17 protein-coding genes are annotated in these 20,240 nt (G+C 45.5%); 9 read left to right on the top strand and 8 right to left on the bottom strand.

Annotated features, from left to right (window positions below):
* From F0261_RS18720 to F0261_RS18705, 4 genes are all read left to right on the top strand, one after another.
* On the top strand, positions 1–1,271 hold a 1,271-nt coding region (locus F0261_RS18720; protein WP_253819458.1), incomplete at its 5' end, for an ecdysteroid 22-kinase family protein.
* Positions 1,272–1,478: 207 nt separating this feature from the next.
* Positions 1,479–3,050 carry a cell wall metabolism sensor histidine kinase WalK gene (locus tag F0261_RS18715; protein ID WP_171338645.1) on the top strand — a complete coding sequence of 524 codons (1,572 nt, stop codon included), beginning with the start codon at positions 1,479–1,481 and terminating at the stop codon, positions 3,048–3,050.
* A gap of 44 nt (positions 3,051–3,094) precedes the next feature.
* On the top strand, positions 3,095–3,772 hold the full coding sequence (locus F0261_RS18710; protein WP_014949203.1) for a response regulator transcription factor: 678 nt from the start codon (positions 3,095–3,097) through the stop codon (positions 3,770–3,772).
* Positions 3,773–3,853: 81 nt separating this feature from the next.
* Positions 3,854–4,681, top strand: a complete 828-nt coding sequence (locus F0261_RS18705; protein ID WP_171338644.1) for a haloacid dehalogenase type II — start codon at positions 3,854–3,856, stop codon at positions 4,679–4,681.
* A gap of 133 nt (positions 4,682–4,814) precedes the next feature.
* On the opposite strand, the gene F0261_RS18700 is transcribed toward F0261_RS18705, so the two are convergent.
* Both F0261_RS18700 and F0261_RS18695 read right to left on the bottom strand, forming a co-directional pair.
* A complete protein-coding gene (locus F0261_RS18700) occupies positions 4,815–5,279 on the bottom strand; it encodes a GNAT family N-acetyltransferase (protein ID WP_039229671.1) in 465 nt (154 codons plus the stop codon).
* Positions 5,280–5,503: 224 nt separating this feature from the next.
* Positions 5,504–6,412 (bottom strand): LysR family transcriptional regulator, encoded by a 909-nt coding sequence (locus F0261_RS18695; RefSeq protein ID WP_253819457.1) that lies wholly within the window; start codon positions 6,410–6,412, stop codon positions 5,504–5,506.
* 144 nt (positions 6,413–6,556) lie between these two features.
* Here F0261_RS18695 and F0261_RS18690 point away from each other — a divergent pair, with 144 nt between their 5' ends.
* The 4 genes from F0261_RS18690 to F0261_RS18675 all read left to right on the top strand — a co-directional run bounded on the left by F0261_RS18690 (position 6,557) and on the right by F0261_RS18675 (position 11,237).
* Complete coding sequence (locus tag F0261_RS18690; protein WP_014979105.1) at positions 6,557–7,018, top strand: nuclear transport factor 2 family protein; 462 nt, start codon at positions 6,557–6,559, stop codon at positions 7,016–7,018.
* Positions 7,019–7,070: 52 nt separating this feature from the next.
* A complete protein-coding gene (locus tag F0261_RS18685; protein ID WP_171338643.1) occupies positions 7,071–7,748 on the top strand; it encodes a glutathione S-transferase family protein in 678 nt (225 codons plus the stop codon).
* Between the two features lie 11 nt (positions 7,749–7,759).
* Positions 7,760–8,770, top strand: coding sequence for a pyridoxamine 5'-phosphate oxidase family protein (locus F0261_RS18680; protein ID WP_014979103.1), 1,011 nt, complete (start codon positions 7,760–7,762; stop codon positions 8,768–8,770).
* 142 nt (positions 8,771–8,912) lie between these two features.
* Entirely contained in the window at positions 8,913–11,237 is a 2,325-nt protein-coding gene (locus F0261_RS18675; RefSeq protein ID WP_171338642.1) for an FdhF/YdeP family oxidoreductase, read from the top strand.
* Positions 11,238–11,302: 65 nt separating this feature from the next.
* Here the strand turns inward: F0261_RS18675 and fdhD are convergent, their stop codons facing one another.
* The 6 genes from fdhD to topA all read right to left on the bottom strand — a co-directional run bounded on the left by fdhD (position 11,303) and on the right by topA (position 18,356).
* Positions 11,303–12,085: a formate dehydrogenase accessory sulfurtransferase FdhD gene (gene fdhD / locus F0261_RS18670; protein ID WP_014979101.1), complete on the bottom strand. Its 783-nt coding sequence runs from the start codon at positions 12,083–12,085 to the stop codon at positions 11,303–11,305.
* On the bottom strand, positions 12,075–12,713 hold the full coding sequence (locus F0261_RS18665) for a molybdenum cofactor guanylyltransferase (protein ID WP_014979100.1): 639 nt from the start codon (positions 12,711–12,713) through the stop codon (positions 12,075–12,077). Before F0261_RS18665 ends, fdhD begins: the two co-directional genes overlap by 11 nt.
* Entirely contained in the window at positions 12,706–13,617 is a 912-nt protein-coding gene (locus F0261_RS18660; protein WP_014979099.1) for a LysR family transcriptional regulator, read from the bottom strand. The genes F0261_RS18665 and F0261_RS18660 overlap by 8 nt, the downstream gene beginning before the upstream one ends.
* A gap of 206 nt (positions 13,618–13,823) precedes the next feature.
* A complete protein-coding gene (locus F0261_RS18655; RefSeq protein ID WP_171338641.1) occupies positions 13,824–14,663 on the bottom strand; it encodes a leishmanolysin-related zinc metalloendopeptidase in 840 nt (279 codons plus the stop codon).
* A 347-nt stretch (positions 14,664–15,010) separates the two neighbouring features.
* Entirely contained in the window at positions 15,011–15,562 is a 552-nt protein-coding gene (locus F0261_RS18650) for a DUF2058 domain-containing protein (protein WP_014976306.1), read from the bottom strand.
* A gap of 139 nt (positions 15,563–15,701) precedes the next feature.
* Positions 15,702–18,356 carry a type I DNA topoisomerase gene (gene topA, locus F0261_RS18645; protein ID WP_171338640.1) on the bottom strand — a complete coding sequence of 885 codons (2,655 nt, stop codon included), beginning with the start codon at positions 18,354–18,356 and terminating at the stop codon, positions 15,702–15,704.
* A gap of 395 nt (positions 18,357–18,751) precedes the next feature.
* On the opposite strand from topA, the gene astB reads away from it, so the two are divergent.
* Positions 18,752–20,092: an N-succinylarginine dihydrolase gene (astB, locus tag F0261_RS18640; RefSeq protein WP_014979096.1), complete on the top strand. Its 1,341-nt coding sequence runs from the start codon at positions 18,752–18,754 to the stop codon at positions 20,090–20,092.
* Positions 20,093–20,240: the final 148 nt, after the last annotated feature.

Genomic DNA, 20,240 nt, shown 5'->3' with positions numbered 1-20,240 from the left:
GTCTGGCAAGCTTCCTAGCTTCATTCTGGGAATTTGAAAGGGAACAACCATTCCTGCATTCCCACGCTTTGCTAGGAAACTTGCCAGCGCCTTCTGAGTGGGCAATTATCTATGCGGATTGGTATAAAATGTCAGATACGGTAAACCAGCAGTATATAGATTGGTTAAGCCAAGTATGTAACGCGCAAGTATTAGACACACAAATGATTCAACCTCTTTGGAGTGGCTACGGAGCGTGCTTTCGTGCCACTTTGGGCTATCCTAATAATACGTTTTCAAAGAATCACGACGAGAGAAGCCCTTTCCAAGAAAGCCAGTATCACCAAGCTCAACAAAACCCACTTGGCGCGCAACAAGGTGGAGACGAAGCAGCGCTAAAAGTAGTCGTGAAATGCGCCATTCCGCCACACAGGCTCTCACACCCTAAAGGCTGGAATGGTGAAGCTAGCCACAACCGTAAGTGCCAGTCTTTTAAGGTAGAAAGCAGTTTTTATAGCGATGTTCAAGTCCAAACTGATGCGTCGTGCCGTACAGCTAAATGTTTAGGGCACAGCCAACAGGGCGAAGCCTCCCTTCTTGTTATGGAAGACTTAGCACACAGTGGCTATTCTCGCACGGCCTCTTCACTTACCGCTGCGCAATGCAATACCGTTTTAAAATGGCTAGCCAACTTTCACGCGCGTTTTCTCAATGTAAAAGATGAATTTGATGGCCGAAATATACAGTTATGGCCTGAGGGCACTTATTGGCACTTGGCAACCCGCAAAGACGAGTTCCACGCCATGTCGGATGGATTACTAAAGCAACATGCTGTTGCTATAGCTACCACATTAGGCGACGCGAACTTTCAAACTTTGGTGCACGGCGATGCTAAAGTGGCTAACTTTTGTTTTACCGACGATTTTTCTGACTGTTCAGCCGTCGACTTTCAATATGTGGGTTATGGCGCAGGCATAAAGGACGTGGCGTATTTTTTGGGCAGTGCCCTATCAACCCAAACCCACATGAAACATCGTGATGCATTGCTCGATAACTACTTTCAAGCGCTCGAAGATGCGCTACACACTCGATTGGCTAACAATGATAGTTCGGCTTGTTTCAAGCGTGCTGATATTGCGCTTATCATTGCTGAATGGAAGTACCTGTACCCCTTCGCCTGCGCTGACTTTTATCGGTTCTTAGCGGGTTGGAGCCCCGAACACTGGAAAATAGATGAAGAGCTCCAATATCAAACAGATATTGCCTTGTCTATTCTTGAGCGCACGGCTTAAACGATTACGTTTTCATAGTGATCACGACTTTTATGAACGTACTTTTTTTCTCTCTCGCGCCCTTTTTTACGTTCTATTTCTACACCAATTCAGACGACATGTCGCTGGTAGCCCATCTTCTCTGACTTACTATTTTATTGCCGTGAAACTGCACCATTAAATTACATTTAGCGTATATAGTGACAAATAATCATAACGCTGCTGCCAATGTACAAACGTAAACTTTACCTTTTTGGGCTACTTTCCACTTTTATTCTGTTGATTGCTTTAGCCAGTGCAGCCATATCTGCGCATTTAACGCGCACTAACTTAGCGCAAGCTCAACTCGCTCAATCCCTGCTGTCAGAGCACCAGCAGTTATCAAGTATTTCCTACAGGCTTTTCAAACAGCTAACCGATGAGCTTATTTTTGGCAAGAATGCGAACCAAGCGAAAGTGAGAAACAAACAACAACAAATAGAAAACTCGTTGAACCGTATAAAATCTCTGGAACTTGCTCAACGCGAAGCACTAGGGCTTGAGGCAACACTAGGAAGTGTTGAAGATACCGATGAACTTGAAGCGCTGATTCAAGGCATTGTGGAAGAGTTTAGAGCTATTGCGCTAAGTAATGACAGTACTCCACTTAATCAACAGCAGCGCCTTCAAACATTACTTGAAGTAACTATCGACAACCAGTTTAGGGAGGCCATCAACTCTGCAGTAAACCGCCAAACAGGCGTTGTATCGCGCATTAACGCTAGCATTGAAACGCTAAACAGCAGCATTGTGTGGTTTACTATCAGTTTAGGCCTTATCACCTGTCCTTTCATTCTGCTGGGTTGTTATTGGCTATTCAATGCCCTGTATCAGCCGCTTACAGTTATTCGCACGGGTACTGATGCCATTGCCTCGGGAAACTACCACTATCGATTGCCTGAAACCCTGGATAGCGAATTTACTGACTTGGTCAAAGCACTAAATTCCATGATAGCGCGACTACAAGAACACGAAGACCAGGCTGATGCCCATCGTAAGCACTTAGAGTTTGAAGTGGAGAGCCGAACCCGGGCTTTAAAAGAAGCCAACAATAAACTCACTCAGCTGGACGCAAAGCGCCGACAATTTATGGCTGATGTAAGTCACGAATTGCGCACACCGTTAACCATTATTCGTGGCGAAGCTCAGGTAACCCTTAGGCAGGCTGCGGCTAGCAACGAGATTTATGAAGAAACGCTAGAAACCATACTTGAGCAAGCCGTGAACTTAAGTAAGTTGGTTGATGATTTGCTGCTGCTAGCGCGTGCCGAGATGCACGAATTTACTGTAGATCTGGTTAAATCTGACTTACATAACCTGCTTACACAAAATATGGCGTTATGGCAAAAGCTCACAAAGCCAAGAGACTTAGATCTTAAATGGCTTGCCAATAATGAGGTCCAAGTGCTCATCGACAAAGACAGAATTGTGCAGGTACTGACCATCCTTATAGAAAACGCGCACAAATATTCTTATCCCGATACGCCCATTGTGCTGCGCGTTGAGAGCGAAGGCCCGAATATCAACGTATCGGTCATTGATAGCGGTGAAGGCATTTCTTCAAGTGATTTGCAGCACGTTTTTGAACGCTTCGTTAGGTTAAAGCGCAAAGGCAATGGAATGGGGCTAGGTTTGTCTATCGCTAAAGCGATAGCAGAAGCCCACCACGGTACATTGAGTGCGCATTCCACATTAGGTAAAGGCTCGCAGTTCACGTTGACGCTGCCAGTTTTACAAAAAAACGCGACGTCCTTAGATTAATAACAACCGTTAAGTAACATCGAACGACTAGGATCATAACAACAATGAAAATTCTTATTGCTGATGACGAAGCCCCCTTGCTACGCTTTCTATCACGAGGCTTAAGCGCTGAAGGTTTTGAGTGCATCGAAGAGTCGGCATTACACAACTTAGTCACGCGCATTCGCCATGAAGCCCCTGCTATTATTGTACTTGATCGCATGTTTGGTGATGAAGATAGCGTAGAGCTGCTGCCCGCAATCAAGTCGCTTCCCCATGCCCCTATGGTTTTGTTACTAACCGCGGTGGACGAAGTACGCGAGCGCGTGAATGGTTTAAAACAAGGCGCGGATGACTATTTGTGCAAGCCATTTGACTTTGACGAACTACTTGCGCGCATAACGGCCTTAAGCCGAAGAGTGACGAATACACCGGTTACCCAATTAGGCCTCACCATCGGACCGTTAAACATCGATGACGAGTCACGTATTGCGACATTGTCTGGGGAAGAGATTTCACTCACCAAACTAGAATACGACATGCTCTACTACTTCGCAGAAAATGCTGAAAAAGTGCTGTCTCGAGAACGCATATTAAGTCGAGTATGGCGAAGTCACAGCGATCCGCTAACTAATGTTGTTGATGTGTATATCAGTAGGCTGCGACAAAAGCTTCACAGCAGTGATGCCATATTTATTGAAACTCTGAGAGGCAACGGCTATCGGTTGACCACCAGAAAATAGTCGTTTCGTCTCATTAGCTATTGCATTCATGTGTTATCCCGCCTAATTTGAACACTCGTTCAAAGTTTATAAAGGATAATTATGGCTCGCTCACCTTCTTCATTACTCTCAAGGCTATGTTGCGCAACCGCTGTAGGCATTAGTCTATTGTCATCACCAGTCTTCGCTCAGACAGACACCAGAGGTGCCGCGCAGCCTGATAAGAATACAGCAATGCCTGCACGGGAATTGCGAGCACCAAAGGTTATCTTTTTCGATGTTAATGAAACCTTGCTAGACCTCACCGCCATGCGTAGCTCGGTAGGCGAAGCCTTGGGCGGTCGAGATGATTTGTTGCCACTGTGGTTCTCTACTATGCTGCATCATTCACTGGTTGATTCAACGACTGGCCGCTTTCATACCTTTGGAGAAATTGGCGTTGCCTCCTTGCTGATGGTGGCTGAAATTGAAGGTATTGAATTGACCAAAGCGCAAGCGAAAACGGCAATTGTCACGCCTTTGCGAAGCCTACCGCCCCATCCTGACGTGCGCGATGGCTTACAGGCACTTAAAAACAAGGGTTATAAACTAGTAAGCCTTACCAACTCGTCTAATCAAGGCGTATATACTCAATTTAAAAATGCTGATCTTTTGTCTTATTTCGACGAGCGACTAAGTGTAGAAGACATTAACTTATATAAGCCCGATACTCGCACGTATGAGTGGGCTATTGAAAAAATGGGTATAGCAGCAGAAGACGCTATGTTAGTGGCGGCACACGGTTGGGATATTGCTGGTGCTAAACAGGCAGGCTGGCAAGCCGCGTTCATTGCACGCCCCGGTAAGGTACTTTACCCGTTAGCAATAGCGCCTGACACGGTGGTAAGCGGACTAGATGAATTAGTCTCCCAATTACCCGATGCCAAATAAGCGTTAGGGTTGATGGTATCTAGGTGCACATAAAAGCACAGCTTAAAGGTTGGCACGGGTAAACATAATTATTAGGTTAAACGCCTGGGCCATAAAAGGTCATGCAAACCAATATTTCGAGCTAGGCACTGAGCTACGCTGTTGCCGTGCCTGCTCTTTTCATATCGATGTGAGGAATATCGTCTTCCAAGTACATAGTCGAGGTGGCCTCAAACCCAAAACCTTCATAAAACCGTTTTAAATACTCTTGCGCGCCAATTTCAATATCACAGCCTGGCCATAACGCCTCACAATGATCAATGGCTTCACGCATAAGTGCTCTGCCCGCCCCTTTACCTCTGAAAGCTTCGCTGGTAGCTACTCGACCGATACTCACCGATGGATAACTAACCCCTTCGCCAAGTAATCGTGCACACGCTACCAATTTGTTATCTTGAAACCCCATTAAATGATGAGTTTTTGGATGGCGGTCTTTTTCGTCAAGCTCCGGATAGGCACAGTTTTGCTCAACGACAAAAACATCGACACGCAGCTTGAGCAAGTCGAAGAGTTGATGATTAGTCAGTTCATTAAATGTAAGTGATTGCCAGGAAACCATGTTGCCTCGATGATTTTTTATTATTGACGTTTGAGTAGCGCCTTTAACAGATCCTGTTAACGTTTTAGATGTCAAAATACAAATTTTAAGATGCCAATTTTAAAATGCTAACTTTAAAATCTCTGCGACGATAACGATTGGTTTAGTGTAACGCAACCCATTTTACTCACAACTTATGCTACAGCCTGAGCACCACACGCGTAGGTCTAGATACTCTGGATTATTCAGGCCCTAGGGTTAAGATACTCGTTGTTCGCCAACCCTGCCTTGACATAGTCAATGAACATTTTAACCTTAGTAAGGTTATTACGCCCTTCAACACTTACCACCTGTATAGGCAACTTTTTGTCTTCCACATCTTCTAACAAACTTACCAAATCACCACTTCTAAGTGCTTCAGCAACCTGATAGGACATCAACCGAACAACCCCAACGCCTTCAATGGCGGCGTTAATAGCCGCTCTGTTTTGGTTGGATTGAAAACGAGGTGTGAGCTTAATGGCAATAGGTCTGTCGTTTTTGTGATACGTCCATACCGCTGGCTCGTTAAAGCGCGTCGGATAAAGCACACTATGCCGTTTTAAATCTTCTGGCTTTTTTATGGCCGGGCTACTAGCCAAGTAGCTAGGCGCCGCACAGGTTACACGCCGTACGTATCCTACCGTAACACCGTAAAGCGAGGAGTCTTTCGGGTTACCTATACGTATTGCTACATCCATATTGCTATCAATTAGATTCACCACATCGTCGTGAAAATGCCCGTTAACCCTAATGTCGGGATAGTCCTTAAGAAATTGGGATATTATTGGCGTTACATAACGTTCTCCGAACAAAATTGGTGCCGTGATATTAAGCTCACCTCTGGGCACTAAATCAATGCCAGACACAGCAGCTTCACTTTGCTCAATATCTGCCAGTATACGTGAAACATGAATAAGGTAATGTTCACCAACCTCACTCAATTTCACTTGCCGCGTTGTGCGATGAAAAAGTCGAGTATTTAACTGTGCCTCTAAGTGTGCAATACACCGAGTAACCGCAGGCGCTGACATCGACATCGCGTCTGCAGCTCCTACAAAGCTTTCCGACTTAGCAGCCTCTGCAAACACTCTCATGCACAAAAGCTTATCCATATTATTTCACTCAATGAAATTATAAATTTCAAAAATAGCTAATTATTAAATAAAAGGAAAGTTCTAGTATCGCTATCAGCTTTTACACATTTTCGTTCAGGTTAACGTTTTTACATTACAGCCCAATGCCTACAGGAGTTATTTATGAGACCACCGCTTCCCCCCTTTTCACCTGAAACCGCAGCGCAAAAAGTGCGCCTTGCTGAAGACGCATGGAACACCAAAGATGCGGTAAAAGTTGCAGGTGCTTATACCTTTGACTGCCGTTGGCGCAACCGAGCAGAATTTATTGAAGGGCGTGCTCAAATAGTGAGTTTTTTGACGAGAAAGTGGAACAAAGAGCTCAACTATAAATTAGTAAAAGAGCTATGGGCATTTAACGCAAACCGCATAGCAGTGCGATTTGCATACGAATACAAGGACGATTCTGGTCAATGGTATAGAGCTTACGGTAATGAAAATTGGCAGTTCAACCTTGATGGCCTAATGGAAAAACGTATTGCCAGTATCAACGAACATCCTATTTCAGAAAGTGACCGAAAGTTCACGTGGGATGGCGAACGACGCCCTGACGATTTTCCCACTCTGTCCGAGCTTGAGCTGTAAACAATGTTGATAATAACACCCAACTAACCATTTCTATTGAGAGGATGAATTTATGACAAATCCAACAAGCAATACATTGCCAAAAAGCCCTATTGTTTTGATTCAAAACCCTAAATCTGGCCACTGTCACAAAGTTTCATTATTTATGACACTGAATGCCATCCCTTTTACAACCGTTGAGCCTGACATGGCCAAAGGCGAGCACAAGAGTGAACGCTTCAGCTCACTTAACGTGTTTAAACAAGTCCCCGTGATAACAGACGGTGACATCACTTTGGCGGACTCCAATGCCATCCTGGTTTATTTGATCCACGCATACGCAGACAGTGACTATTGGCTAGGAAAGGACGCCAAAGAAAAAGCGCTAATTCAACGCTGGCTATCAGTCTCAGCGGGTGAACTTGCTAAAGGGCCGGCCGCCGCGCGATTAGAATACGTATTTGGAGCAACTATTCATGTGCCCACCGTACTAGCAACCAGCGAGACGTTACTTGCAAACATGGAGGCTCATCTAGAAAACACGGTAAGTGCTTTTTTGGTTGGCGAACACGTAACCGCAGCAGACATCGCCATGTATTCGTATATAGCTCATGCCCCTGAAGGAGGAATATCGTTGTCCAAGTTTCCTCTTATCAATGCCTGGATAAATGAGGTTGAGAGTCTGGATAATTTTGTCCCAATGCCAGCGTCTGACATCGCACCAGCGCGCAATACCAGTCCGCATAGATAATTGAGGTCGTTATGTCTCTACCTAAGCTATCATCCTTGAACCCAGCGTTTCATCAAGGCGAAATTGCACTGCAAAAAAAGCTGGAAATTGACAGGGAAATCGGTGAGCGGACGAATGGTTTTATCCGTAGCTTTATGCCGGAACAACACAGGCAGTTCTTTACATCCAGTCCGTTCACTGTTTTCGCCTTGGTAGACGAAAAAGGCCACCCTGTAGCCACGCCTGTTTGGGGAGAAGGAGATTTCATAGAAAGTCCCTCTGCTACCCAATTGCGCTTTAGCCTACCAGTAGAAGTTTGGAATATGATGCAACACTCGTTAAATCTCGACGTGACTTCAGGCAGCAAAATTGGAATCGTCGGCATTGAATACGCTACAAGGCGAAGAAATCGGTTGAACGGTACGATAAGTCACGCAACTAATGAAAACCTTACAGTATTGGTAGATCAAAGTTTCGGTAACTGCCCCCAATACATTCACAAACGAACCACAGTCAAAAAACAACGTGCCGTTCAGACTGCCCCAATGAAAAATACAGTAGGTGCCGGTGATTCTACATTTTTTACTTCAACATCGAATGTGCTCACCCCAAGCGCACGCTCGCTAATAACAAGGGCTGAAACGTTTTTTATTGCCTCACGACATAAATCTTTAGGCCATGCAGCGAATGAAGGGCTAGACGTTTCTCACAGGGGGGGCAAAGCAGGCTTTGTTAAAGTGGAAGGGAATTCGTTAATCTTTCCCGATTTTAGCGGTAATAAGTTCTTTAATACCTTGGGCAACATCCTACTAGACCCACGCGTCGGTCTGTGTTTTTGGGATAATGAAACAGGTGACCTTCTGTTTATTAAAGCAAAGGCGAGTATCGAATCCCTCGAATCGAATATAACCGCATTTGAAGGTGCAGAGCGCTTTGTGTCTCTTTCGGTACTCTCGGTAACACATATTTCGGGTGTGTATCCCTACTCTCATGAGATCACAGACATGTCCCCCTATGCACTAAAGACAGGCGACTGGAAATAAGCGGTTAATTGATGAACCCTATCATCTAGTTAGCGTAATCAATTGGAATACAGTTACCAGAATGGTTACGCTGTTTAGACAAAAAGTCTTGGTTAGGTTTTGTAGACAAGGGCAAATGCCCGCGTAGACACAGGGGCAGAAGATGAGTGATAAGCGTAACATCAAAACGTACAACAAACCCGCTGGCGGATGGGGAGCACTAAAGAGTGTAACCCAGAGCTGGATTCAAAGCGAAAAGCCACTTAAGAATCTACGAGCCATGCTCAAGACGAACCAAGACAAAGGCTTTGACTGCCCGGGCTGTGCGTGGGGTGAGTCACCAGAAAGTGGTTTAGTGAAGTTTTGTGAAAATGGTGCTAAAGCAGTGAACTGGGAGTCTACCGGTCGCTATGTAGACCCAACATTTTTCTCTAAGTATTCGGTCGGCTCACTGAAAAAGCACACCGACTACTGGCTTGAGTCACAAGGGAGACTCTCCCACCCTATGCGCTACAATGCTCAGGCAGACCATTACGAACCAGTATCATGGGACGATGCCTTCGCACTTATTGCCAGCCACTTGAAGGGTTTACATTCCCCTCATCAGGCGGAGTTTTATACCTCCGGGCGGGCGAGTAACGAAGCCGCCTATTTATATCAGTTATTCGTGCGCGCATTTGGCACAAATAATTTTCCCGATTGTTCAAATATGTGCCACGAAGCGTCGGGGCAAGGTATGAAACCTACGATAGGCGTGGGCAAAGGCACAGTTACGTTCAATGATTTTGCAAAAGCAGACACCATTTTTGTTATCGGCCAAAATCCGGGAACTAACCACCCTCGCATGCTAGAACCTCTACGCGAAGCAGTACGAAGAGGGGCGCAAGTGGTCTGTTTTAATCCGCTTAAAGAGCGTGGTCTTGAGCGATTTCAAAACCCGCAGCACCCGGTTGAGATGCTAACCAATGGCTCTGAGCCAACTAACACCGCCTATTTCAGGCCTGCGCTTGGTGGTGACATGGCGGTTATGCGCGGCATCGCAAAATGGCTGTTAACTTGGGAACAAGAAGCCAAAGCAAACAATGCTCCTCCCGTATTCGACCACGACTTTATTAACACACATACCAATGGAATGGACGACTATTTGAGTACTGTTGAAGCGACGAGCTGGGAGCATATTGAAGCGCAGAGCGGTTTATCAAAAGACGAAATACGTCACGCGGCAACCATGTACAAACGTGGAGAACGGGTGATCATGTGTTGGGCAATGGGGATCACCCAACACAAGCACTCAGTAGCTACGGTTCAGGAAATAGTGAACGTTCAACTACTACGAGGAAACGTGGGCAAGCCTGGTGCAGGGCTTTCTCCCGTTCGTGGCCACAGCAATGTGCAGGGGGATAGAACTGTTGGTATTAACGAAGTACCGCCTAAAGCATTGCTTGACGCACTAGAGAACAAGTTTAACTTCGCCGTTCCACGAGAAAGAGGTCACAATACGATTCAAGCTATCCAGGCTATGGAAAGTGGTGAATCCAAAGTTTTCATCGGCCTAGGCGGTAATTTCGCCCAGGCGACGCCAGATACGCCGCGTACTCACGCTGCGCTGTCACAATGCGACTTAACCGTTCATATCGCCACCAAATTAAATCGTTCTCACCTAACCACAGGTAAAGACGCGCTTATATTACCCTGCTTGGGACGTACTGAAATTGACATGCAGGCTAGCGGGCAACAAGGCGTGACTGTGGAAGATACGTTTTCTATGGTCCATATTTCTTATGGCCAACTTCCGCCAAGCTCGCCCGAACTTCGCTCTGAACCCGCTATTATTGCTGGTATCGCGAAGGCGACGTTAGGCAACACGCCGGTAGACTGGGACTTCTTAATAAGCGATTACGACAATATTCGTGAGCTCATTGCCGACACCATAGACGGTTTTAAAGACTTTAACACCAAACTCGCTCAACCAGGTGGTTTTCATTTAGGTAATGCAGCAGGTGAGAGACGCTGGTTAACACCATCGGGCAAAGCTGAGTTTGCTGCTAACGCCCTGCCTGATTCACTGTTAAATGCTGACCTCGTTGCGAAAGGTGAAAAGCCGGACCTCATTTTACAAACACTGCGCTCTCACGATCAGTACAACACGACCATCTATGGTATGGATGATCGCTACAGAAATGTGTTTGGCGCGCGGGACGTTCTTTTTGTTAATGAACGTGATATTCAGAAGCTGGGATTTAACGATGGCGATAAAGTCGATATTACGTCAATGTGGAACGATGGCAAAACACGTCAAGTTAAACAGTTTATGTTGGTGGCTTACGACATCCCGCAAGGTCAAGCGGCAGCATATTACCCCGAAACCAATCCGTTAGTACCACTAGAAAGCTACGGTGATGGCACGTTCACTCCAACATCGAAATTTATCGCGATCAAACTTTCGAAATCTGAATCAGATGGCCGAATAGCAGTCTCTGCGGTGTAAGTTTTTCGTTGCTTATCTGGTACTTATCAGTACAGGCCCTTTGTTTCTAACTGGCTCGCTGCGCACTACTTTTCTTGCGGTGCGTAAGCTCTTGGAGGGTCATACTTAGGTACATGGATCAGGGTGAGACCGTAACGGCTTGCCCACTTTACTGATAAAGCTGTAGGAGCAGATAGCGTTACTACCAAAGGTAATTTAGCTCTTATCGCTTTTTGAACCAACTCTAAACTGCAGCGGCTTGTGAGCACAACAATACCTTCAGGTTGAAAGAGTTTTTTGATGGTGATAGCACCAATTAATTTATCAAAAGCATTATGCCTTCCTATATCTTCTCGGCATGCCAGCACATTGCGCTTAGCATCAATGTAGAGCGCTCCATGCACCGCACCGCTCTGCTGAGCTAATGCTTGCGCATTAGATATAAGGCTTCGCAATCCTTTAAACCAGCTCACATCAGGCAAAGGCGATACATCCATAGACGTTAATTGAGGCAAAGCGTTGTCTAATGCCTCAACACCGCAGAGCCCACAGCCCGAAGCCCCCGCCAATTGCCGTTTATTTTCCTTTAACTTCCAGAACGCCTGATTGGCAATTTCAACTTCAGCATTGATGTGTTCTTTGTGATGCGTTAATTCAATACCGTAAAGCTGGCGGGGATGTTCGATAATGTCGTTACTTAAACTGAAGCCCACAATGAAATCTTCAATGTCGTTTGGCGTTATCAGCATTACGGCATAATTAATACCGTTATAACTAATGCTTAAAGCGACTTCTTCTGCAAGGGCAAACTTTTGAGTATAGGGTGCAGCATCTAAAACCAATGCGTGCTGTTCAGTGTTACTTTTCATGTGGCCAATCACCTGGAGTATTCACATTTAACCACTCTACGCCATCTTCATTAGACATATTTGCGAGACGCTTTTTGTTATCGCTTTCTTTTTTACGCGCTGTTTTTTTGAGGTCGCCTTCTTTAAGAGAAACTGCATTGAGAACTTCTAAAAATCCTACCACTCGTCTTTTACTTTGCTCAACTAGATAGTTGGCTAAGAGGGCTTTGGTGTCCTGAGTAACGGGTAAATAGAAAGGCAAAAAGCGTTTTTCCACATAACATGCCTTTTCAGCCTCTCGCCCTCGCGAAACTAATATTCTCAAAAGCTCGGGCGTCATCTGCGGCATGTCAACGGGAAGAACAAGCAGTTCACAAGGATTGCCATTGTGATTATCAGATTGAGATAGTGCGTCTAAAACAGCATGTACTCCGCTAAGCGGACCTGCATCTTCAATTTTGTCATTCAGAAAGCCTAGCGCGTTGCGGCTAATTAACACTTTATCGCAACTCGCAGACTGTAAAAGTAACGCAGCATTATCGATGAGAGTACGGCCCTGATAACGCATAAGTGCTTTGTCTTGCCCCATTCTGCGCGATTGGCCACCCGCAAGCACTAAACCGACGAGTGTCGTATTCACTTTACTCACTGCATATGCCTCCTTTATTGAAAATCTCCTCATATCCTTTTAAAAACTCAAAGCATTGCTTGGCGATGGGAGAACTGGGCTCGCCTTTTCGCATGATGAGCCCTAAAGGCGAAATGGTTTTACCATCGTCAACAGTAACATAGGCGAGTCCTAAATCATCATTGGCCTTTGCGACGTTGGTTGGAAGGATCGTACAACACATCCCCTTTTTCACTGCTTGCAGTAAACAATGAACCGAGTCTGATTCAATAACAGGCTCATTGTTCACGCCCACATTTGCCATGTTTATCGTGATTGACTGCCTAAAGTGCATTGAAGGTGTTAATAACCCAAGCGGCAGTGATGAAAGAGACTGCCAGCTTAGGGTATCTTGCTCAAAGCAGTAATGATTGGGGTGATACAGCAACACCATTGGAGTAGCTTTAAACGGCAAAATATGGAAGTGTTGCGCGCTCATGCCTTCAAGGTAACAAAGACCCAGGTCAAGCTCGTTACGGTGTAGCGCGTTAACGATATACTCACTGCTATGTGTTTGTAAGGAAAACTGTAGTGCACTGTGCTGTTTTGATAGGGTGTCAATAATGTCGATAGGATCGACACTCGCTAGAGGAACGGCACCGATCCGAAGTCGGCCAACTAAGGCGCCTTTGCACGATGCAGCTTCCGCTTGTAATCCGTCACACGCCGCTAAGATATTCCTTGCCCATGCCAAAATTCTTTCACCTTCCGGCGTAAAGCCTTGGAATCTGTGGTTGCGAGCCACCAACTGAATGCCAAGCTCATCTTCTAAATTATGAAGACGTGAAGAAAGCGTGGGTTGTGTAACATTGCACGACTTAGCCGCTTTACCGAAGTGCTGCGTCTCATCTAACGCGACCAGAAACCGGAGCTGACGAATATCCAAAGACCAATACCTAAATCATGATAGATAGCTTCTATCATGATTCTACCAATGGAACGCTTGACTTGTAAGTACATTAAACGCGTGTTTTTAGAATAAGCCAAAAATCCCAAAAATATGTGCATATACTGATTGATAGAAACTATCACTCAAGATTATTCGCCCAGCATAGATTTAGCATTTTGTTCTGCGCAAGCGCTGCAACGCTGCTAGACCGACATCGCCTGAAAAATTTGTAGACGACGTGTACTAGCGCCTGTTGACCTTTGATGATGCCTTCTTACAACAAGTCCCATTGAAAATAGAAATAGCCATACCGTTGCGGCTTCACTTACTGCATGAGTAACCGTAGTCATATAGCCAATATCAGCAAACGACGCTACAGTGGTATCACTTAACGAAATTGGATATGGCCCCAAATACCCTGTCATTAGGTCTGATGAACCACCAGGCCAAGGTTCGTCCCAGTGACTGTTGGCAGTGCCGGCTCCTCCCCCCAGTTCTACAGGAATAAATGTGGCGTTTTCAACAAACTCGCGGCGATAAACTTCCAAAGCGTACTCTCCGGTGTAACGCCCTGAACCGCTGGCGTAGTTAGATTGGCTGCCCGCAATAAAAAAGTCGGTCGTCCACAATGTTCCAAATCCAATAACATGGGCCATCTCGTGTACGATGACATCAAAAAGCGTACCGCGACTTTCTAAGCTAGCAAGGTCTGCCGTATCAAAACGCATGCGGCCTTTAGTTGCATAAACAAAAGTGCTGTCTGGTAGCTGAGTGATACCCGTTGGGCCAGCACTACCCAATACGCCACCCACACCATCAAGTGCAACGCCACTCGCATCTATAACAATATTGTGATTAAAATCGCTTTGAACGCCTATTAGGTAAGACTCCCAATAAGCGATTGCATCATCAAAAACGCTGGATTGTGAAGGTGTTAAACCACCAAGATCGTTAATAGAAATTTTGAATAGTCCTGCATTTGCTGAAAAAGACACACACAACGACACCACAACACTGAAGAACCACTTAATTGAGACACCCATGGCACCCCTCCAAAACTAAGAAAAAACATTCGATGCAAATAAAATGAGTAACGTAGGCCTGTTTATCTTTGCTGTATTTCAAAGCTCAACAGGGTAAGGACTAAAAAAACTATAGTAGAGAAAACCGTAAGTAGTTATGAGAAAGATTGCTTGTTAACGGCAAAAGTAAAAATTACTAAAGATCAACGTGTTGAATTTTTTGACAGAAAATGTTCAGTGGTAAGTCGTTTGCCATTGGCACAATGACCTATTGGGAGGGGGCGGACTATTGAAACTTTGTTACGTCTACTTTCTCGCTTACCACGCTCTGTGATACAGAGCGCGGCTGCGAGAATGAATTAGAGGGCCTACCAGGTTAAATCATCTGGAATTTCATAATCGGCGTACCAATCATCTTCTTCTTCATCTTTACCATCGGCTCCGCTCTTATCTAAATCAGCACGGTAAATAACTGAAGCCTCGTCGCGCTGCGCAATTTTGTCAGCAACGGGGGCTGGTACTAGTTCATAAGCGTCATCTAACAATACAACAGCCAAACGACCTTTGGTCACTTGCTTGTGCATCTCTTCACTCACATACAGACGCTTTACTACATTGTCGTGTGTAAAGTTAAGTAAGGTTTCACCATTGCGCGGTTGTTTGTTTACAGTAATAAGCTGCCTTACCTGAGCAATAATTGAGCGCTTCTCTCGCTCCTGCTGCTGAAGCTGGTTTAGCTCGCGTGAGCGCGCTTTTTTCTCTTCAGCTGCTTGTTGAGCAGCAATGGTCGCTTCATCAACGACAGGTTGTTTTTGCTTATTCTTTTGCTTTTGTTTTTTGCGTTTATCTGCACGCGCTTGCTTTGCAGACGCTTTATCGGCCAAACCGGCTTTCAGTAGTTGGTCTTGTAAGGAGGCCATAATTACTCTCTGTTACTCTGTTTCTATTGATACGCTTTGCAGACGTTTACCGTCTTTTAACTACGTAACAAGCCCGAGCAATGTCGGGCTTGTGAATTTCAATTAAAGGTCTATTTTTACCTTTTCCGATGTAACGGCGTTACCTCTTCTTGGCTTTAGTCGCTGGCTTTTTAGCGGCTTGTTCCTGCCATTTGCCATTGTCGTACCATGCAGACCATCCTGTTGCTTTACCGTTGTCATTTTCAGACATCACGTATTGCTGTTTGGTTTTCCTGCTGTATCGAACTATTGCAGGGTTACCATCAGGGTCCGTTTGTGGCGCGTCAGCAAGATAGTAGAATTTCGGCGAAATTCTATCTCTAAAGCGAGCAAGTTCTTCCACTTTCGGTGCACGAGTTTCACGCGACTTTGGAAAATTATGCGCCGCTAAGAAAATTCCCGAAGCGCCATCACGTAGCATAAAATGCGCGTCAGACTTTTCACACGGAAGCTCAGGTAAATCTACCGGGTCTTCTTTTGGTGGCGCAGCTTCGCCATTTCTAAGAAGCTTACGAGTATTCTTACACTCTTCATTGGTACAGCCGAAATACTTACCAAAACGACCGTTTTTAAGCTCCATATCGCTGCCACATTTGTCACACTCAATAATAGGGCCATCATAGCCTTTTATTTTAAATGTGCCTGTTTCAACCAAGGTGCCATCACATGTTGGCGTGTTACCACACACATGAAGTTTACGGGTTTCGTCAACCAGATAACTGTCCATTGCCGTGCCGCACTTAGGACAACGCTTTTTAGAGCGAAGCGCTTCTGTTTCAAGCTCTTCTTCATCGTCTACTTTCACGACTTCATCACCAGGCGTTAAATTCATGGTGTTCGTGCAGCGCTCTTTCGGTGGTAAATTGTAGCCTGAACAGCCCAAGAATACGCCAGTTGACGCAGTTCTTACGTTCATTTCACGGCCGCATTTGTCGCACTCAATACCTGCAGGTACCGCCTGATTCAGGCGCATACCGCCCTCTTCAGGGTCTTTTTCAGCGTTTAACAGTTTACCGTAGAAGCCGCTATAAAACTCATTGAGCACGTCCTTCCAGTCTTTCTTGCCTTCAGCAATATCATCAAGATGTTGCTCCATGTTGGCAGTGAAGTCATAGCTCATTAAATCGTCAAAGTTTTCCATCAGACGATCGTTTACGATTTCGCCCATTTTCTCGGCATAAAAACGCTTGTTCTCTAAGCGTACATAGCCGCGATCTTGAATCGTCGAAATAATACTGGCGTAGGTCGATGGACGACCAATACCGCGTTTTTCAAGCTCTTTAACCAAAGATGCTTCATTAAATCGCGCTACAGGCTTGGTGAAGTGCTGTTTAGGATCAAGCGCTTTTAAGTCAAGCACATCGCCTTTTTGTACATCAGGCAACATGAGCTCTTCTTCGCCTTTTTTGCGAAGCTGAGGCTGAACGCGAGTCCAACCATCGAACTTAAGTACGCGGCCTTTCGCCGTCAGCTCGTAATCACCCGCCGCCACTTTGATAGTGGTTGCATCGTACTTAGCTGGGGTCATTTGACAGGCCACAAACTGGCGCCAAATAAGCTCATAAAGACGCTGTGCATCGCGTTCCATATCGCCTAAACTTGCAGCACTTATGCTCACGTTTGAAGGACGGATCGCTTCGTGCGCCTCTTGCGCACCTTCTTTACTGCCGTAGCGATTTGGCGAATCAGGCAGGTACTTGTCACCAAAATTATCTGAAATGTACGCACGAGCACTGTCCAACGCCTCTTGGCTTAAATTGGTTGAATCCGTACGCATATAGGTGATGTAGCCCGCCTCATAAAGGCGCTGTGCCATCATCATGGTTTTCTTAACACCAAAGCCCAATCGAGTACTTGCCGCTTGTTGTAGCGTTGAGGTAATAAATGGTGCAGAAGGACGACTTTGCGTAGGCTTTGACTCGCGGCTTTCAACCGTGTAGTTAGCCCCTTCTAAGTCAGCAAGCGCTTTATCTGTTTCGGCCTTGTTTTTAGGCTTGAACGCATTGCCCTGGTGCTTTGCTACCAGCATGCGTAGTGCCGCCTTTTGCTGGCTAGTTAAATCTGCGTGTACGTCCCAAAACTCTTCAGGTACAAACGCTTTAATTTCTCGCTCACGCTCTACAACAAGCCTAACCGCTACCGATTGAACGCGCCCTGCTGAGAGGCCTCGCGCAATTTTTTTCCACAGAAGTGGCGATACCATGAAGCCTACAACACGGTCTAGGAATCGACGAGCCTGCTGCGCGTTGACGCGAGAAATGTTTAATTCGCCCGGATCTGAGAACGCATCTTGAATCGCGTTTTTAGTAATTTCGTTAAACACCACTCGCTGGTAAGTTTTGTCTTTTTTACCTAGCAGCTCTTGTAAATGCCATGCAATCGCTTCCCCTTCGCGGTCCAAATCGGTCGCGAGATAAATAGTGTCAGCATCTTTAGCAAGCTTTTTAAGTTCGTTAACGACTTTCTCTTTACCCTGTAACACTTGATAGTGGGCTTTCCAGTCTTTCTCTGGATCCACACCCATTCTGTCTACAAGCTTCAAATATTCGTGACGGCGAAGATACTCTTGACGCTCTTCTTCGCTTAAAGTTTTGAGTTCTTTAGCCGGTTTTTTAGGCTCTACTTTGCCTAAAGCCTTCGTCGGAAGATCTCGCACGTGGCCAACCGAACTTTTTACGATAAAATTTTTACCGAGATATTTATTTATCGTTTTCGCTTTGGCTGGTGACTCGACTATGACCAGTGATTTTGCCATATAATTGAACTAAACCTATTGATTTTTAATGACTATTTACGTCAAATTCTGAAAATTGGAGCAACCTTGCACTATATATAGGGTACTCGCTCTTTTTTAACATATATCTACAAAGTGAATGGAAAACAAGATCTTCTTCATACTTATTCTTTCCTTTGCTTTAAACACGCGCAAAAACTGTACAATAAATAAACAGCGCGATTGGCATTGGCCTTAAAAGCCGTATAATGCCAGCCATTCCAACCTAGCCTGACAACATGTTCAGGTGTGAAGAAGTGCATCGTTTGCCCCTATAAAAGAACGAAAGCGTTGCCGCTGCTATTAAATTAATCGCAGTGCGTATGGAAAAGTAACATATAGGGTCAAGCGCCAAAACTCCAAGAATGAGGGAAAGTATGAAGCAGTTTGAAGTTAACTTTGATGGTCTTGTAGGACCTACCCATAACTATGCCGGTTTGTCGTTTGGCAATGTCGCTTCCCTGAACAACGCAAACGCAAAGAGCAGTCCAAAACAAGCTGCAAAGCAAGGCTTAGCCAAAGCAAAGGCGTTGGCCGATATGGGAATGGTTCAAGGTGTGTTGGCCCCACAAGAGCGTCCTGACATCGCCGCACTGCGCCGATTAGGCTTCACAGGCTCTGATGCTCGCGTGCTAGAAAGCGCTGCAAAGCAATCTCGCGAGATTTTCCTTGCTTGTTGTTCTGCCAGTAGCATGTGGACTGCAAATGCCGCCACTGTGTCTCCTAGTGCCGATACTGCCGATGGTCGCGTTCACTTTACCCCTGCAAACTTGACCAATAAGTTCCATCGTTCACTAGAGCCTCAGGTTACGGGCAATATCCTGCGCGGTACATTTGCCAATGAAAAGCACTTTGCTCATCACCAGCACCTGCCAGATAACGAGCATTTTGGTGACGAAGGTGCAGCCAACCACACGCGACTTTGCAGCAACTATGGTCAGGCTGGCGTAGAGTTGTTTGTTTATGGTCGTCATGCATTTGATACCAGCAAACCAGCACCGAAAAAATATCCGGCTCGCCAAACGCTAGAAGCATGCCAAGCAGTAGCTCGCTTACACGGTCTAGACGACGATGGCGTAGTTTACATGCAGCAAAACCCAGACGTTATCGACCAGGGCGTATTCCACAACGATGTGATCGCTGTTGGTAACCAAAATGTGTTGTTTTTCCACGAGCAAGCGTTTTATCAAAAAGACGCTGGGTTTAAAGAGCTTCAAGCTAAATTTGGTAGCGAACCGCTTCACTTTATCGAAGTACCGACTGCTGAAGTCTCTGTACAAGATGCAGTAAAAACCTACTTGTTCAATACGCAAATTATAACGCTTCCAGGTGGTGATATGACCATCATCGCGCCTACTGAGTGTGAGGAAAATGAAGCCGTTAAGCGTTATTTAGACAAGCTGGTAACTCTGGGTACGCCCATTAAGTCGGTTAATTATTTTGATGTTAAACAAAGCATGCGTAATGGCGGTGGTCCGGCATGTTTGCGTTTGCGCGTTGCGATGAATGACCAAGAACTTGCCGCAGTTAATCAAAATACGTTAATTAACGATACACAGTTCGCTCGCCTAAACGCTTGGGTCGACAAGCACTATCGCGATGAATTAGGTGAAGATGACTTGCGCGATCCGCAGCTTCTCATTGAATCTCGTACTGCGCTTGATGAACTTACACAAATCCTTAAAATTGGCTCGGTTTACCCATTCCAACAGGCGTAAGTTGAGTCTGATTAAAATTAAGCGAAAAAGAAAGCCGGCTATAAGCCTAATGCCGATCAGTTAAGAAAATTTTCATGATCGGTTGACCGATCTTTTTAAGGCTTCAAAATCCGATATCAGTCTCTGGTATCGGATTTTTTAATGTCTT

Source organism: Alteromonas sp. 07-89-2, assembly GCF_013113925.1.
Classification (GTDB): domain Bacteria; phylum Pseudomonadota; class Gammaproteobacteria; order Enterobacterales; family Alteromonadaceae; genus Alteromonas; species Alteromonas macleodii.
Note: the sequence above shows the minus strand (reverse complement) of the source record. Positions and strands in the feature narration are given on the sequence as shown.

What these genes read in the sequence shown, in the direction of transcription:
- F0261_RS18715 (WP_171338645.1), top strand. Translation starts at nt 1,479, where the DNA reads ATGTACAAACGTAAACTTTACCTTTTTGGGCTACTTTCCACTTTTATT.
- F0261_RS18710 (WP_014949203.1), top strand. Translation starts at nt 3,095, where the DNA reads ATGAAAATTCTTATTGCTGATGACGAAGCCCCCTTGCTACGCTTTCTA.
- F0261_RS18705 (WP_171338644.1), top strand. Translation starts at nt 3,854, where the DNA reads ATGGCTCGCTCACCTTCTTCATTACTCTCAAGGCTATGTTGCGCAACC.
- F0261_RS18700 (WP_039229671.1), bottom strand. Translation starts at nt 5,279, where the DNA reads ATGGTTTCCTGGCAATCACTTACATTTAATGAACTGACTAATCATCAA.
- F0261_RS18695 (WP_253819457.1), bottom strand. Translation starts at nt 6,412, where the DNA reads ATGGATAAGCTTTTGTGCATGAGAGTGTTTGCAGAGGCTGCTAAGTCG.
- F0261_RS18690 (WP_014979105.1), top strand. Translation starts at nt 6,557, where the DNA reads ATGAGACCACCGCTTCCCCCCTTTTCACCTGAAACCGCAGCGCAAAAA.
- F0261_RS18685 (WP_171338643.1), top strand. Translation starts at nt 7,071, where the DNA reads ATGACAAATCCAACAAGCAATACATTGCCAAAAAGCCCTATTGTTTTG.
- F0261_RS18680 (WP_014979103.1), top strand. Translation starts at nt 7,760, where the DNA reads ATGTCTCTACCTAAGCTATCATCCTTGAACCCAGCGTTTCATCAAGGC.
- F0261_RS18675 (WP_171338642.1), top strand. Translation starts at nt 8,913, where the DNA reads ATGAGTGATAAGCGTAACATCAAAACGTACAACAAACCCGCTGGCGGA.
- fdhD (WP_014979101.1), bottom strand. Translation starts at nt 12,085, where the DNA reads ATGAAAAGTAACACTGAACAGCACGCATTGGTTTTAGATGCTGCACCC.
- F0261_RS18655 (WP_171338641.1), bottom strand. Translation starts at nt 14,663, where the DNA reads ATGGGTGTCTCAATTAAGTGGTTCTTCAGTGTTGTGGTGTCGTTGTGT.
- F0261_RS18650 (WP_014976306.1), bottom strand. Translation starts at nt 15,562, where the DNA reads ATGGCCTCCTTACAAGACCAACTACTGAAAGCCGGTTTGGCCGATAAA.
- topA (WP_171338640.1), bottom strand. Translation starts at nt 18,356, where the DNA reads ATGGCAAAATCACTGGTCATAGTCGAGTCACCAGCCAAAGCGAAAACG.
- astB (WP_014979096.1), top strand. Translation starts at nt 18,752, where the DNA reads ATGAAGCAGTTTGAAGTTAACTTTGATGGTCTTGTAGGACCTACCCAT.